Origin of the sequence: Marinifilum breve, from assembly GCF_003202155.1 — a bacterium.
GTDB classification, from domain to species: domain Bacteria; phylum Bacteroidota; class Bacteroidia; order Bacteroidales; family Marinifilaceae; genus Marinifilum; species Marinifilum breve.
In genome coordinates, this window is sequence record NZ_QFLI01000001.1 from 320,475 (window position 1) to 336,524 (window position 16,050).

Consider the following 16,050-nt stretch of genomic DNA (forward strand, 5'->3'; position numbering starts at 1 on the left):
TACCCCTGCTAATTTGTGATTCTTACCCACCCTGCCGAACTTTGTTTCGTGCGGCAGCGTAGGGTAAAAAATTAAATGCAATGAAATATATAGTACTATTAGTTTTAATAAATGGAATAATCTTAAGCAATTGCAGTCAGAAAAGTAATGCAGCAACTAACACGGCACTTGAGAAAACTGAAGCTTTTGATGAATCCAATGACAAGAAAGAAATTCTAGAATTGATAAGGCAACTTTACAAATGGGAGGCAAATAATCAAATTACGATTGGACAACTTGCAATAACCGATGAAATTGAAGAAAAAGTTATTGGTTTCGACACCATTAAAAGTCTTGAATTTATTGACATGTTTAGGAAGACAAAACTGTTATCTGAAGAATTCTTGAGCAATTATCAAAAAATAGTTAAAACATTAGATAAAAAATTCAAATTGAAAGAAATGGAATGGTTCGCCGGAGATATGCCTCCCTATGGAAATGGAAGTAACCCTTGGTGTAACTGTCAAGATGAACCATATGCTGAGCATTGGAATAAAATTGAAATTACTTTTATCGAAATAAATCAATTTGATGCAAGTCTGACATGGACATGGGGACAATCAGACTGGAGTAAAGGTTTTAATTACAAAGTAAGAGTGACAAAGGAAAATGAGAAATGGAAAATTTCTTATTTACAAGGGTTTGATTTTGATAAATTTACCCGAAATAATTAATAATACAGCGCCTCCATAAGATGCGTAATTTTATCGCATTCCATTGGTAAATTTTCCCATACAAAGGAACTCACGCAATAGCAGGTCTCTCCCATCACCAATTTTAAATAGATAGAATGCCTTTGCAATGGCTTTATTGTTTTGTAAATTCACAGACAAGTATTGCACAAATGCACAAAACTGTGTCAGCTATTGATTCAAATACTATAACATGAAAGTCACCGCCAAAAAGAATGAACAAGTTGCCAAAATGATCTTTGCAAGCATTTATCCACTTTACCTGGATAGGTTGGTAAAGAATGGCCGAACAAAAGAAGAACTCAACCAGGTAATAGAATGGTTTACTGGTTTTGATGAACAGAAATTGCAAGAACTTATTGATGAGAAGGTAACATTCGAAACCTTTTTTCAAAGAGCTAAAATACATCCCAACGCGCACATGATTAAAGGAGTTGTTTGTGGCTATCGAATTGAAGAAATCGAGGATGAATTTGAACTGTACAGACAATGTAGACAAATGGAAAAGCTGATTGACGAATTGGCCAGAGGTCGTAAAATGGAGAAAATTTTACGGGAAGAGAAGAAATAAAAACCTGAGCCTACATCAGGTAAAAATGGCATGAAAGGGACCATCAAATTTCTTACCATGCAGGTGTATGCTTATGAGATTACAAGAGAAGAATTCTTATGCCTAAAATGAGCAAACAGTAAAGAGGATGTCCAAAAAGTAAGTTCAATCGAATATAATGTCATGTTGAATGAAGTGAAACATCTGTTTATCAAAGGGACAGATTCTTCTCCCGAACCTTCGGGATCAGAATGACAATAATATTGAACTTTTTGGACATCCTCTTTACTATTTCTAAGCCTCTAATTGCTGCAGGGATTACATGTTCAAAAAACCACTTACCGACTTTGCAGTATCTAAAATCATCTTATCGAAAGGAATCGGTTTCCAATTAAAAATGTCTTTTGTGCTACTTATGCTGCCTTCATATTTTTTTCCAACATATGGCATCATCCCTTTCATTTCGCTACTAAAATTGGCCAAAAACTTAACCATGAAATTTGGAGCAAGCATAGTTGCAACTTTATTATAACCATTCAATTTTAAAGTTGTTGCTAATTCTTTAAAGGAATAGGCTACATCTGTGGCTACGATGAAACGTTGGTTTGCGGCCTGCTCATTCTCCAGGGCCATAACGTGAATTTTAGCAACATCTCTAACATCAGACATATTGATACTTGCGTGGATCATTTGTTTTAATTCTCCGGTAATAATTCTTTTTATCAGGGTCATGGATTCTCCAGACAAATTACCAGAAAGAGTAGGACCATAAACAGGTCCCGGGTGAATGGTAACCAATTCCATGTCTTTATCTTTCACGAACTCCCAGGCACTTTTCTCGGCAAGTGTTTTACTCTTTAAATAGGCCGTGGCATTTTTCGCATTTACATTTGTCCAACTGTTGTCATTGATATTTTCATCACCTGTAACCTCTCCTAGCATAGCCACCATAGAAGATGTCAACACCACACGTTTAATCCCTGCTTTGTTGGCAGCCTTCAAAGCGTTTAAGGTTCCTTCTACAGCTGGTTTTATCAGTTCATTTTCATCTTTGGGTATTTTTGAAAAAAACGGAGATGCAACGTGCATTACAAAATCACAATCCGATACAGCTTCTTCCCAGCCCTCAGATTTTAGCAAATCCAACTCGCAAAACTCTAAAGCTCCTTTGGGGTCAATGAACTTTGTAATTGTGTTTGTAACATCTTCAGCTTTCGATAAACTTCTTACCGAGCCTTTAACAGCATAACCCTCTTTTAACAACTCAACTGCACAGTGCAGTCCAATATATCCGGATATTCCGGTTAATAATACTTTTTTCATGTGTATGTTATTTATTATTACTTTCATTTTGCAAGCAAAAATATATTTATTACTTTTGTTTTGCAAGTAATAAATTAAAAAAACATGAAAAACTTTTTTCGTTGCAAGTGTCCAATCACCTCTGCTCTAGATATAATCGGAGATAAATGGTCTTTGGTCTTGATTAAACAAATGCTTTTTGAGGGAAAAAGCACATTTAAGGATTTTGCTCAAAGTCCGGAATCTATTGCCACAAATATTTTAACTACACGATTAAAAATGCTTGAAGATTTTGGGATAATTGAGAAACAAAAACTTCCTACAAATAGAAAAACCAACATCTATACCTTAAATCAAAGAGGATTATCGCTGATACCTGTTTTAATGGAACTTACATTCTGGAGTAAACATGAAGTTATTGAGTTTAATCCCGATTTGAACTTAGATGAAAAGTTAGAATGGGCAGAAGCAAACAAAGAAGAAGCCTTCAAGCAGGTTACTGATAATTATTTAAAACACAAAGAAGCACTTTTAAACACAAAATAAGAATCAATCCCACTGTTGGTGCGGATAGTATCATGCACCAACAGGAAATTTAACCAGGTGAGGAAACTTGTGTGGTAGCGAATCTCTCCCTTCACCCATCTTAAATAAATATAATGCCTTTGTATTGGGATTATTGTTTTGTACATTCACAAGCTGATAATTAATAAGTGTACAATAGCTACCCACATGGGTAATTAAATACAATTACACCTATTAATTGCAATACCCAACCATAAACTCAACCCAATAATGAAAAACAAAACCCTAAGTCTGGCCATATTGATGCTCTGCTCAATATTAGGTATGGCCCAACAACAGCTCAATGTAATACCTGCTGTACAAGAATGGAAGTATTTAAATGAAGAAATCCCATTTGAAACCATAATGGTTCAATGGCCAGATAACACCAGTCCAAAGCAAACTCTTTTATTGGAACGCTTTAAAACGGAACTACAGTCTGTAGGTGTTCATTTAAGCCAACAAGCCGATGAGAATACCTTAACATTAGTTTTTGACAGCAATTACAAAGAGCTTCAGGATGCAAGCAATGCATATGAAATTCGTTTTGATCAAAAATCAACAATAGTAGCTAGCTCGTACAGTGGTATGGTATATGCTACACGAAGCCTATTACAACTATTGGCGCAAAACAAATACAAAAAACAGCTTCCCAAAGGGATTGTAAAAGATTATCCATCCTATGAAAAGAGAATGGTTCTTTTAGACGTTGCCCGAAAGTTTTTTACCATTGATGAGATCAAAGATTTTATCCGAATTATGGCTTGGGTAAAGATGAATGAGTTCCATTTACACCTGAGCGACAATTCATGGGGCGGATATAGTGCCTATCGTTTAGAGAGCAAATTGTATCCGGAACTAACAGCAAAGGATGGACATTACACCTGGGACGAAATAGATGAACTGCAAGAATTCGCAGCTTCCTATGGCATCACCATCACTCCTGAAATTGACTCTCCGGGTCACTCCCTGGCCTTTACCAATATCAGACCTGATCTGAAAAGCGACAGACTTAGTCCCAACTATTTGGACATTACAAATCCTGACACCTATGTTTTTATGGAAGAAATCCTAGGCGAAGTGATCCCTCACTTTTATGCTCCGGATTTTCATTTGGGAACCGATGAGTATCGTATCCACAGGATAAAAGATGATTCTGTGAAGTATGTAATCGGAAATACATTTAGAAAATACATCAATCATTTTAACAAGGTAGTAAAGAGGCACGGAAAAACCACCCGCATTTGGTCGGGCTTTGAACACATGCCAGGAGATACGGAAATTGACAAAGACATCATTATTGATATGTGGGAAACCAGTGATGCTCAAGACAAATCGGAAAAAGGGTATCACTTTATCAATTCTACGCATTTCTATACTTATATCGTTCCAGGTGCTCCTTACTATGGGGTGGATAATCAGTTCATCTACGAAAAATGGACCCCTGAGATCTTTAGCGATAAAGCAGAACAAAACCTTTCAAAAGGGAGTCGAGGTTTAATGGGAAGTAAAATGCACATTTGGAACGATTTTGGCCCTACAGGATATACTACGTCTGAAATTGCGCGTCATAGTCTTCCAACAATTGTAACATTCTCGGAAAAAATGTGGGGAACCAAAGGAAGTGATGATTACCTGCAGTTCCAAAAGAGAATGGATCAGGTCTTAGAAATTCCGAATACACAAATATTAAATCGCTCTTCGGCAGAAGAAAAAACATTTTGTGAGCTCGAAAAGGAACTGGATCTTACAAAGAAGAAACACATCAAAATTGATTCTGATAAAAAATACCTGGAATACCCTTGGTCTCTTGAGATGACATTGAAAAGAAAGAAATCGGCAGAAGGGAATGAGCTTTTGATTTGCTCAAAAGAAGCAACAATCTATACACAGCTTCAATTTGATTTTAAAAAAGATAAGAAGGTGATCAGCAAGCTAGGTTTTGCAATTGTTAGGGCCAATCAAACCGAAGGAGAAAGTCCATTAACTTCTCATAGACCACAAGCTATCGTTTTTGATTACCAATTGCCTGTAGATAAAGAAGTGAATATCAAGATTGTTGGAGAAAAAGGAAAAACAAGTTTGTTTGTTGATAATATGCTTGTTGGAAGTGAGAACTTACAAATGATCTGTCCTTTAGAACATTTTGGTTCTCAAAAAGATGATGTATTTCCAGGAATAATTAAGCAATTAAAAGCAAGGGAGAATAAAGATCATTAGATAGACTTACTATTCCCGTGTGATCAAGATGAATCAATTATAACGAATGGAAAAAAGAAATAAAATATCAGACTTAGACGGCATTGAATCGCTCAAAGTAGTGAATCAGAAAAATGATTTTCCTGAGCATTATCACGATACTTTTTGCATATCTCTTATCGAAAATGGAATGGAAGCCATAAAAATGGGAGACAATGTCATCTATACTGAAAAGGGACACATTTCTATTAACAATCCATACGAAATTCATTCTAATCCAAAAATAGAGGATAGTTCTGAAAATAGTTTTACAACCCTATATGTATCGCCAGATTTGGTAGATTCACTGCTGAAAAAAAAGAAGGTGAATTTCCAGCACCAACAATTTGTTCAGAAGAAGCAGTTGGAACTTTTCTCTGCTGTTATCAAGAATTTAGAAGCTAAAAATTCAGCAGACTTAGAAAAGAATCTGCTGAATTTATTAATTGGGTTTGATGTCCAAACCAAACCTGTAGCTGAAGATGCCAATTACTCCAATGAAAAATGGAAGAATTTGACACATTGGATAGACAAGCATTTAGAGCAAAAGATTAGTCTGGATTTTCTCGCAAGATATATGGGAATGGATAAATTCAGTTTTGCCAAAGAATTTAGATTAAAAATTGGTCTTTCTCCGATCAATTACGTGTTGATGAAGAAAACCTTTCTAGCTAAAAAAATAATCACCAAAGATTTGAATCTTACTCAGCTTGCCTATCAATTGAATTTTTCGGATCAAGCACACTTTTCCAGACACTTTAAAAGGTTTATAGGTGTTTCACCAAGTGATTACAAACGACAGCTATAAAAATCACCAAGATTGTACAAGTTTTTTTTTATTAGCCTTAGCATCTTTGTACCTGCGGACAAATAAAACAGTAAATTAAAAGGAGCTTTTAATTAATTTGAATTTGTAAAAAATATCAGCAGTATTAAAAAAAATATACAGAATGAGTAAGGTAATTTTTCTCGTACATCTTTTTGTGATGATCTCCCTTGTTACATTTTCTCAATCTATTAATGATGCATTCTCGCAAAAGAAAATGCGGAAAGATTTGGAGGTATTCAGGAACATACGAGTAAAAGCAAATTCGGGATTGTACAAATACCGAACAAAAGAACAAATCGACAGTATTTACAAGTGGGCTGAAAAAGAAATTGAGAAATCTTCTACATACGGTGATTTTTACAATATAATTTGTCATCTCACCGATTTTGAAGGAAGTCTGCATAACGACACTTATTTGCCTAAAAAATATCGCAAAAGTTTGCCTAAAGAAACTTACGGCTATTTTCCTTACCCCATAAAATGGATTGAAGGGAAATGGATCATCAACTCTATTAATGAAGAAATACCCCTGGGTGCCGAAATCATAAGTATTAACAATGAGAACATTCAGGAAATTATCAAAAACACCTATAAATATTATACAACCGACGGAACAAACACCACAGGAAAACGCATAGGTATAACCATCAATTTTAGTAAGTATTATCGATTGAATTATGGATTGATGGATTCATTTAGTGTTACCTACTTGGCAAAAGATTCAACAATAGAAAAAAGAGCAGTACTAAAAAGCATTGGACTCATTGATTATTACAACAACGTAAAGAAAAGATACTCTAATACTTTTGATCAATATGACTACAAAGATTGGAAAGAAAATGAAACTTATACTTACAATAAAATAGATAAAGATATAGGAGTGCTAAGGATAAATAGTTTTGCCTTGGGAAATAGTAAAAGCAAAATGCATTTAAGATATGTGAACTTTCTAGACAGTATTTTTGCTTCAATCAAGAAAGACAATCTAAAAAATTTAATTGTTGATATTCGTCATAATGGTGGCGGGACGGATCCGAACGATTTGCTTACCTATTCATTTCTAACACAAAGGAATTTTCAGGAAAACAAACAGGCTTGGATTAGCTTTAATAAGATTCCTTACCTTAAGCATATCAATTCAAAAATTCCAGCCATCTTAAGACCGATAGGAGTTGGGAAATACAATAAAATGTTGCGAGAAGAATTTTATGAAGTAAAAGATAATCGATTTTACCAAGGTTCATTGAGTGAAGATCATAAGATAAGAAAACCCCATAAGAATGCATTCAAGGGAAATATCTATCTACTCATAAGTCCTCGAGTTGCATCAGCAGGAAGTATGTTTGCGGCAATGGTAGCAGGAAATGAAAATACTACTGTAATTGGAGAAGAAACAATGGGTGGCTACTACGGACACAACGGACATGTGCCGATGGAATATTCATTGCCTAAATCTAAAATTAAAACATCCTTTTCGATAGTTAATTTAGAGCAAGATGTACCTGTAAAAAACAATCAAATTTATAACAAGGGAATTATTCCTGATTACATTGTTAGTCAATCCTATTCTGATTATTTAAACCATACAGATTCACAAATGAACTTTACTCTTGATTTGATCGAAAAGAGAGCAGGAAAATAAAAAAGTGTAAAAAATCCGAGGCAATGCCGTAGATTTTTCACTAAATGTATTCAGCTTTTGAAAAGACCGCATTTATGCGGTCTATATGTATTATCCTCAAAATATGAAAAGAATTAGGAAGCTCTTCCTAAACTAAAAATCAATTACAATACCAATGGTAGGAATAGGTGATCCTTCCTCTTCTACCACCTGTTCCAGGCTTCTAGGCTCCGCAATCTCTCCATTCTCATCTCTTGCCAGAATGTACTCAGGTGCTTCAGGTGTTTTGTGCATGAGTAAGTTTTGAATCTCAAGGAAAAACTCCAGGGATAGTTTCTTGAAGTTGTACTTTTTATCAATTCGTACATCCAGCTCGCTGAAAACACCCAGTTTATCCTCTCCCATTCTGCTGTAATCCAAAACTATTTCGGGATAACGATTCAAAGTTTCATCCAGATTGGTTGGAACAATTGGTGTTTCTCCTGCAAAACGGTAACGTGCACTAATTTCCCAGTTTTTCTTAAGCTTGTATCCTCCTGTAAATGACAACAAATGACGACTGTCCCATACCGATGGCAAATATTTACTTCGGTCGAAACCTGTAAACTCGCTATAGAAAAAGGTATAGGCAAACAATCCGTAGAAGCGCTTGCTTAGCTTTTGCTGAAACTGCAATTCCAATCCATAACTTCTGCCTTTTCCAACCGTCTCTACCGCTTCGTTACCCAGCACCTCGAAATCTGCGCCTTTATTGGCGAGAGATACCTGATCGACTATGGATACCGGATAATCCTCGTATTTCTTGTAAAATGCTTCCAAACTAATGCTGGCCGCTGGTCCCAGTATTCTTTCCAGCCCAAGCACAAAATGATCACTCCTGGTGTAATCGGCATCTTTGTTCACAAAGTTTCCATTTTCCTGGTATCCCAGTATGGTATAAGGTGCAATTTTGTAATATCTCCCTACCGATGCTTTCAATTTCCAATCATCAACAAACTCGTAGGATAAAGCCATCCGTGGTGATAAGGTTGAAAGCAAGGAATTTCCATTGGTAAAACTATCGCCATCCATGCGCAAGCCGAAAGAAAGATCCAATCGCTCATCCAGAAAGCTTCGCGTGATGTTGGCAAAACCTCCATATTTCATGAAATCTATTTCAGTTTCGTAGGCATAATTATCGTTCAAATCAAAGGTTTTGTTTTTGTAATCGCTGTACTGTAGATTTAAACCGGTTTGAAACTTCCAATCATTCTTAAAGGATGTTATTGCCCAATGAAGCTTGGTTTCTGTTTCACGCGAATCATTCCTAAAGTACAAACCGCTTTGATTTCGATTGTCTTCATAACGTGAGAAATCGTTCTTCAAAACATTATTGCTGATACTGGTTTGCATGAAACCTTTGCCTGTTTTAAATCGATGCCTCCAGCTTAAACCGATGGTATTACTCTGCTGCTCGATAAAAGGAGCTTGCTCTAATATGGATAGTTCATCTCCTTCAATATCTCCACTGTCATCAACTGCAAAATCATCAATCGATCCCAAACCAATTAAATTTAAGGTATTGTATTTGTCAATTCTATGTGTGACTTTGTATTGGTAATCCCAATAGTCGGGACGTATTGGTAAACCTATCAGTTCGAATAAAAACTGAAGGTATGAACGTCGCACAGAAACCATATAACTGGTTTTGCTCTGCTCTTTTCCCTTTTTAAACAGTGGACCTTCATGAGTTAAGGCAGCCTCGCTGGCGCTCAATCGAAAATTGGTATGATAGGAAGATCGACTTCCTTCTCTTTGACTGAACTGCAACACTCCCGATAGTGCATTATCATACTGACTACCAAATGCTGAAGTAGAAAGCATTACATCATCAATAAAGGATACATTCAACATCCCAACCGGACCACCCGAACTTCCTTGTGTGCTAAAGTGATTGATATTGGGAATCTCTATTCCATCCAAATAATAAACCGATTCATTGGGTGCTCCCCCTCGAATGATCAGATCATTTCGAAATCCTCCTGGTGACGGAGATATTCCTGGAAATGTTTGTGCCACACGCACCACATCATTATTTCCTCCTGGATAAGTGGCAATTTCAACAGCTGACAATCTTTGTGTTGAAAGTGGCGTTTCCCTTGGTCTTGTAATCTTATTCTGATTGGAAATAACTATTTCTGAAAGATTGGTTGAGGCTTCCTCCAATACAAAATTATATTCTTGGTTTCCTACCGATTTGATATCAATATTGTAGCGAGTTTGGCTTTTGTAACCCAAATAGCTTGCTACCAAATTATAGGATCCGGGCTTTACTTTTGTGATCTGGAAATAACCATTTTCATTGGTAATGGCTCCTTGTGTTGTGTTTTCAAGATAAACTGATGCACCAATTAAAGCCATTCCTGATTCATCTGTTACATATCCAGTAATAGAGGTACTGATTTGCGAATAAGCATTAATAGTTAATAATATAAAGAGGATGGATAGTAGCTTTCTCATTTTAGTTATATAAATCTTTATTCTTACTTATCTATACAAACAATTAAGATATGAATATGTTTTCTTTTATTTATCATTTAAACAAAAAAAAAGAGCCCCTGGTAAGGGCTCTTTTCGATAACACTAACTAAATCAGATGTTCTAATAACCAACAATTAGAATACCTAATGCTTTTTATTACTTCACATATCTTTTGTAAAAACTATATGCACTATCCCAATCAAAATTTACCAATCTTGCTTGGCTAGGATCTAAATCCATCATATAATTAGGCTGAGTTTTTCTCATCTTGATAAATCCTTGATTCGACTCATCTAACAATCCTTTTCCAAGTAGAAACAAATCTTCAGAAATACCTATCTCCTCTCCTTTTTTAATAGTGATATGATAGAGATTGTCTTTTACAACTGTTTTTTCCAATAACCTTTTGAATGCCCCTTGCGTCATTTGTGCAGCTACTTTCTTCTGTTTATCACTAGCATTTTTCACTTTTTCGAAATCCACTTTCAAAAAGAAATAGTATTCATATTTCTCATGTCTTTTCACAGCATGAAACAAATCTTTGGCAATGCAAGCATAGATCTCAACCGAGTCCTTTCTATGTTTTTGGTACAAGCGATTACGTACATCATTCAATGCCTGCTTTTTTACTGGTCCCTTGGTTGTATCGCTTTTTAGAAACTCAAGAAAATAATATGGACGCTCAAAACCATATTTGTTGGCTTCCATTTTCGCTTCCTCAGGTGATAACATCAGATTTTTACCCAATTGGTACCATGAGTAATTTTCAATGTAAAAACGGTCGTTGGCAATCTTTTCTGTTCTGAATTCCTCAATACTTTGCTTGTTCGCGTTAAGAAGTCGAGCAGAATCCTGTGCACTCACTTGATAATTGTTGATTTCATTATCAAAATCAGCTTTAAACTGTGCAATATAGGATTCCTGATCATTCGAATTACATGCTGATAACAGCAGAACAATCGAGATTAGATAATGTGAATGTTTCATAAGTAAATGTTTTTATTTCATAAGTTTCGTCAAAGTATTACTTCCACTCCTCCAACAAAGTCTTTGCTTTTAGTTGATGTTCCAATACAAATCGCACATAGCGAATGTCAACAGAGATCTGACGAGTAAGTTCAGGCATAAACTTGTAATCGCCTACTAAACCATTACCTGCACTATCGAAGTTCAAACCGATTAATCTTCCTTTGGCATCTAAAACAGGACTACCTGAATTTCCTCCTGTAGTATGACAATTGCTGATAAAACAAGTAGGGATTGGAGTTTTCGATTCCTTGATGGCCTTATTCACTGCTTCAGCATAACCATCAGGTACCGCATAAGTTTTTGCATCTTTCTGATTCTTGACAATCAGTTCATTTAAGGTTGATACAGCTGCAAACTCTTCTCCATTATCCTTAATTCCTATGATGTTACCGTAAGAAACGCGAAGACTTCTGTTGGCGTCAGCAATAATCTTTTGTCCAGCCTTCATTTCCTTATTAGCCTGTAAGTATCTTTTGTGGAATTTACCATACTCTTTTCTGATTTTAGCACGTTGACCATACACCATATCCTTATTGATTAGGAAATAGCTCAAACACAAATCGAATACAGGATCATTCGTTAACGTCTTAACATCTTCTTTGCTAAAATACTTTAAGAATTCGTTCAAGCTCTTTTTTGAAGCAAACAAGGACTTAGCAAAAGCATCATCAATATATTTATCAAAATCGCCATTGTATGTTGATCTGGCCTTAACAATTTGAGCTGGTTTGTATTTATCTCCAACATTTTCATCGTAAAGCTTCACAAATGTTTTTAAGAAGTTCTTTTCTGTTTCCAGATCGTAAGTATTAAAGAAATTCGACACCTCAACTCGAAGTCTTCTTAACTCTTTATTCAAACGTCTTTCGTTCACATTTTTGCGTGATGCAATGGCATTCAACATATCAAATTTACCAGCAAATGAAACGAAATTCCCACCTTTAATACCAGCTTCTACAACATACATGTTTAACTTTTCGATGGTATCTAATCGAGCCACACAAGATTCAATACCAGGAAGAATATCAGCATATTTAGCTTTCAATGCTTCCGAAGAATTTACCCAAGCCGTAAAAGTTTCTTCTTCTTTCTTTTTCAGGTTAACCAAGTCCAATTTTTCAATTCCTCTAAGCTCTGCTTTCCATCTCAACAATCGGTTCGATGTTTTTGCCATAAAATCAGAATACTTCAACCATAAATCTTCATTCTTAGCCATAGCATTGTTGATGATTCCCATTTTTGCATCACGAATTTTAATTCCATGATAATTCTTCACATCAACCACTTGTTGAATTGCACTGGAAGTTAAGTACTGCTTTGTACTTCCAGGGAAACCATAAACCATCGCAAAATCACCATCTTTATATCCTTTCAATGATAACTCCAGGTGATTCACTGGTTTGATTGGCTCATTTGCAATTGAATATCTTAAGGATTCATTATTAGAGTTTGCATAAACACGAAGTATTGCAAAGTCTGCCGATTGACGAGGCCATTTCCAGTTATCAGTTTCACCACCAAACTTTCCTAATGACAAAGGAGGCATTGCAACAATTCTTACATCTCTGTACACCTCATAAACCTCAAGAAACAACTGAGTTCCGCCAAAGTAAGATTTTACTTTAGTTTGGTAATGGTTGCCTTCCTTAGCCTTAGCTGTAATTTCTTTGGCTCTTTTATCAATTAATCGACTCTTTTCGATGTCCGACAAGGCCTCTGTTCCGTTCAAAAGATCCTCGGTAACATCTTGCATTCGAACCAATCTTGCCAGTATTAATCCCTTAGCTGGCAACTCATCTTGTTGGTTTTGTGCATAAAAACCATTTCTCAAATAGTTATGCTCTTCGCTACTATGCTTGTGCAAATAAGATACTACAGTGTGATGATTGGTTAATACCAATCCACTTTCAGAAATGAAAGATCCGCTCCCTGTGAAAGTTGTAGGATTACTCTTCGATCCTAATCCAACAATAGCATCTTTCAAACAAATTTTATTGATATCATAAACATCTTTAGCAGACAGTTTAAATCCTGCCTTTTTCATGTCTTTGATATTGTATTTTTTCAATAGCGATGGAATCCACATTCCTTCATCTGCTTTTACTGATGCTACTGATAGCACCAAGCAAATAAACAATAATTTTAGTCTAAGCATTTTAAATTCAGTTGTAGGTCTCCCCGTTTGATGAATTTACATTCATCAATTATCTTTTTAATTCAATTTATTCTTTACTCTACTGAACTATGATTTAGTTCAAAATATATTTAAGGAAGGTGAAATGTTTCTTGATGTTTTCATTTCCCTTTTCAGCTCGTTTGATCGAAATATTCTTAATAGATTCTAATTCTGCTTTGATGTCAGCCATGATTAAATTATTAAAAACATGACCACCTTTATCAGCATTATCTTTCAATAGTTTTTGCAGGCCTTTTACATATTCCACCTGCATATTTCTCATCCAGTCTGTTTGTTGCTTTTTAGTCGATACATTAAATAATCTATCAGTAATGTCTGCTAAATATTCACCTACTGTATATGGATCTTTTGATTCAGTTGTGCATGTATACATTCTAACCAAAACAGCTCTGTTCAACAGGTCATTAATCTTTTTTCCTTGTGCTGTAATGATCTCACGGTCCAGACCTCCCAATCTTTTCTCTAAATCCTCACTCTTCATCCATTCAAATTGAGACAGCAATTCATCCATGATATAATCCAATGCTTCCTTTTGTTTGTCGCGACTTACCGCTACATATTTTTCAGGATGCGTTCTATTGGTAACATCAAATTCGTAAACACCACCCAATCTGGCCTCAGCATGTTTAAAGTACCTGTTGTACTGTTTGATTACTCCTTCGTACATCCAGCGCAGATGTTTATCTCCTAGCTCTTCAGCAGCCGACCATTCAATCAGGTTCTTCATGATTTGCTTCGTATTTGCTGCTCCATAACGACTGGCTTTTATCACATCATTACCCAATGATTCTGTTAATGCAGAAGGATCTAGTGTTCCATCGCCCATACCGTTTTTAGCACCAAACAGGTACATATCATCTTGACTGCGCTCCTCGAACCACTTGTTTAAGGTTGCTTTTTCTTCTTCTGGTGTATTCGCATTATAAATAGGTTGGTATGCCCATTTAATGGCAAAATAATCGTACACTCCCAATAAAGGAGGAGTTAAACTCACACCTTTGTCTTTAGGTTGAGCGATGTAATTATTTCGAGCATAATCCATAATTGAAGCTGCAGTTCCATATTTCTTTGTGAAACTTGCAGAACGTAATGAGTCTACAGGAAAAGCATAGGATGCACGGTAGTTGTGTTTCATTCCCAAACAGTGTCCAATCTCATGTGCAGCAGCGTAACGAATTAACTCTCCCATAATTTCATCAGAAACATCATTCATATTTCCTCTAATGGCAGGATCGTTTGCAGCTGTTTGTGAAAAACGCCATTGGTACAATTTGCTAATTACATTGTGATAAAATAGCACATCTCCTTGTAGAATTTCTCCTGAACGAGGATCAATCCAGTGGTTACCCATTGCATTGGCCTTTTCTGTTGTAATGTATCTAAAGCAATTGTTTGTAAAGTCGTTGGCATGGAAAGAAGTATCGTTCACAGGATAATCCTTAGCTAGGATCGCATTCTTGAATCCAATTTTCTCAAATGCCTTTTGCCAATCTTCAATACCAGCCTTAATATATGGTTTCCATTTTTCAGGAATAGAATTGTCTACGTAAAATACAATTGGTTTCTTAGGTTCAACCAATTTACCATTCTTATGATTTTGAATGTCTTCTTTTTTAGGTTCTAATCTCCATCTTCTAATATATGAGTAGCTTTCCACATCCATATAGTCAGATGATAATTCTTTTCTTACTTCTTCGTAGTAGTTAATTTGTGAACTCGCTAAACGAGGACGCATAGGTTCTTTGGGAAGTAAAACAATTGAGCGGTGCAATGAACACATAAATTGACTACGTTTTCCAATAAACGCCATTTGAGTTACAATTTCAACATTGCCAGCATAAGCTCTGGCACTTGTTGTTTTTGTAGCTTCCGAAATTAATTTCCCTTTACTTCCTCCTCCAAAAGGAGAAATTTGAGGGATTTGTGCAGCAAAGAATTTTGTAACATCAATTACTGAGGCACTATTCTTTGTGTTTCTTGCTTCCTTCTTGAAAGCAGTATAAATGGTTTGAACATTGTTTCGATCGTATGAAATACTGATTGGATCTTCAGCATTCATTACTTTTTCAGTATTAATTACGTGCAGGTATACATTTTTATCATCCTGGCTGAATCTTACCAAAATTGGGTTGTGCATCATTTGACCTGCAACAGCACTTTTTGTAGAACTTATTTCCTCTACCCTACTGCCAATTAACAAATCTCTCCCCATAATGCTATCGGGAATTTCAAGCCACAGCTTACTGTCGCTTAAATGAGTGCTAATAAATCCGCTATCGCTTACTTTAGCTTTGTTTATCAAAGCCTGGTACTTTTTAGCTAATGCTGCATTATTCATTTGTGCACTTGCCGAAAAGCTTAGTGCAAGAATCAATAAGAGAAATGATAATTTAAATCGAAACATTTGTTATTATTTAGAATTGTGTGGGTTGTTTCTGTATTAAAGTGAATGGGTAAAAGTGATCGGCA

Annotated in this window: 12 protein-coding genes; 6 read left to right on the top strand and 6 right to left on the bottom strand. The window is 35.7% G+C overall.

The window, feature by feature from the left end; all coding sequences use genetic code 11:
• Window positions 1–80: 80 nt before the first annotated feature.
• Window positions 81–713 (top strand): hypothetical protein, encoded by a 633-nt coding sequence (locus tag DF185_RS01355; protein WP_110358926.1) that lies wholly within the window; start codon window positions 81–83, stop codon window positions 711–713.
• Window positions 714–743: 30 nt separating this feature from the next.
• On the opposite strand, the gene DF185_RS24030 is transcribed toward DF185_RS01355, so the two are convergent.
• The gene (locus DF185_RS24030; protein ID WP_262509972.1) at window positions 744–866 is read right to left on the bottom strand and encodes a hypothetical protein; all 123 of its coding nucleotides are present in this window, start codon (window positions 864–866) and stop codon (window positions 744–746) included.
• Window positions 867–924: 58 nt separating this feature from the next.
• Here DF185_RS24030 and DF185_RS01360 point away from each other — a divergent pair, with 58 nt between their 5' ends.
• The gene (locus DF185_RS01360; protein ID WP_110358927.1) at window positions 925–1,302 is read left to right on the top strand and encodes a DUF2200 domain-containing protein; all 378 of its coding nucleotides are present in this window, start codon (window positions 925–927) and stop codon (window positions 1,300–1,302) included.
• Between the two features lie 297 nt (window positions 1,303–1,599).
• Here the strand turns inward: DF185_RS01360 and DF185_RS01365 are convergent, their stop codons facing one another.
• The gene (locus DF185_RS01365; protein ID WP_110358928.1) at window positions 1,600–2,604 is read right to left on the bottom strand and encodes an SDR family oxidoreductase; all 1,005 of its coding nucleotides are present in this window, start codon (window positions 2,602–2,604) and stop codon (window positions 1,600–1,602) included.
• An 84-nt stretch (window positions 2,605–2,688) separates the two neighbouring features.
• On the opposite strand from DF185_RS01365, the gene DF185_RS01370 reads away from it, so the two are divergent.
• The 4 genes from DF185_RS01370 to DF185_RS01385 all read left to right on the top strand — a co-directional run bounded on the left by DF185_RS01370 (window position 2,689) and on the right by DF185_RS01385 (window position 7,856).
• The gene (locus DF185_RS01370) at window positions 2,689–3,129 is read left to right on the top strand and encodes a winged helix-turn-helix transcriptional regulator (RefSeq protein WP_110358929.1); all 441 of its coding nucleotides are present in this window, start codon (window positions 2,689–2,691) and stop codon (window positions 3,127–3,129) included.
• A gap of 249 nt (window positions 3,130–3,378) precedes the next feature.
• Window positions 3,379–5,367, top strand: coding sequence for a beta-N-acetylhexosaminidase (locus DF185_RS01375; protein WP_110358930.1), 1,989 nt, complete (start codon window positions 3,379–3,381; stop codon window positions 5,365–5,367).
• A gap of 46 nt (window positions 5,368–5,413) precedes the next feature.
• Entirely contained in the window at window positions 5,414–6,193 is a 780-nt protein-coding gene (locus DF185_RS01380; RefSeq protein ID WP_110358931.1) for an AraC family transcriptional regulator, read from the top strand.
• 142 nt (window positions 6,194–6,335) lie between these two features.
• A complete protein-coding gene (locus tag DF185_RS01385) occupies window positions 6,336–7,856 on the top strand; it encodes a S41 family peptidase (RefSeq protein WP_110358932.1) in 1,521 nt (506 codons plus the stop codon).
• A 132-nt stretch (window positions 7,857–7,988) separates the two neighbouring features.
• Here DF185_RS01385 and DF185_RS01390 read toward each other — a convergent pair whose 3' ends face one another.
• The 4 genes from DF185_RS01390 to DF185_RS01405 all read right to left on the bottom strand — a co-directional run bounded on the left by DF185_RS01390 (window position 7,989) and on the right by DF185_RS01405 (window position 15,985).
• On the bottom strand, window positions 7,989–10,334 hold the full coding sequence (locus DF185_RS01390) for a TonB-dependent receptor (RefSeq protein ID WP_110358933.1): 2,346 nt from the start codon (window positions 10,332–10,334) through the stop codon (window positions 7,989–7,991).
• 177 nt (window positions 10,335–10,511) lie between these two features.
• Window positions 10,512–11,342, bottom strand: coding sequence for a hypothetical protein (locus DF185_RS01395; protein ID WP_110358934.1), 831 nt, complete (start codon window positions 11,340–11,342; stop codon window positions 10,512–10,514).
• A 37-nt stretch (window positions 11,343–11,379) separates the two neighbouring features.
• Window positions 11,380–13,539 carry a S46 family peptidase gene (locus tag DF185_RS01400; protein WP_110358935.1) on the bottom strand — a complete coding sequence of 720 codons (2,160 nt, stop codon included), beginning with the start codon at window positions 13,537–13,539 and terminating at the stop codon, window positions 11,380–11,382.
• 94 nt (window positions 13,540–13,633) lie between these two features.
• Window positions 13,634–15,985, bottom strand: a complete 2,352-nt coding sequence (locus DF185_RS01405) for a zinc-dependent metalloprotease (RefSeq protein ID WP_110358936.1) — start codon at window positions 15,983–15,985, stop codon at window positions 13,634–13,636.
• Window positions 15,986–16,050 lie beyond the last annotated feature (65 nt).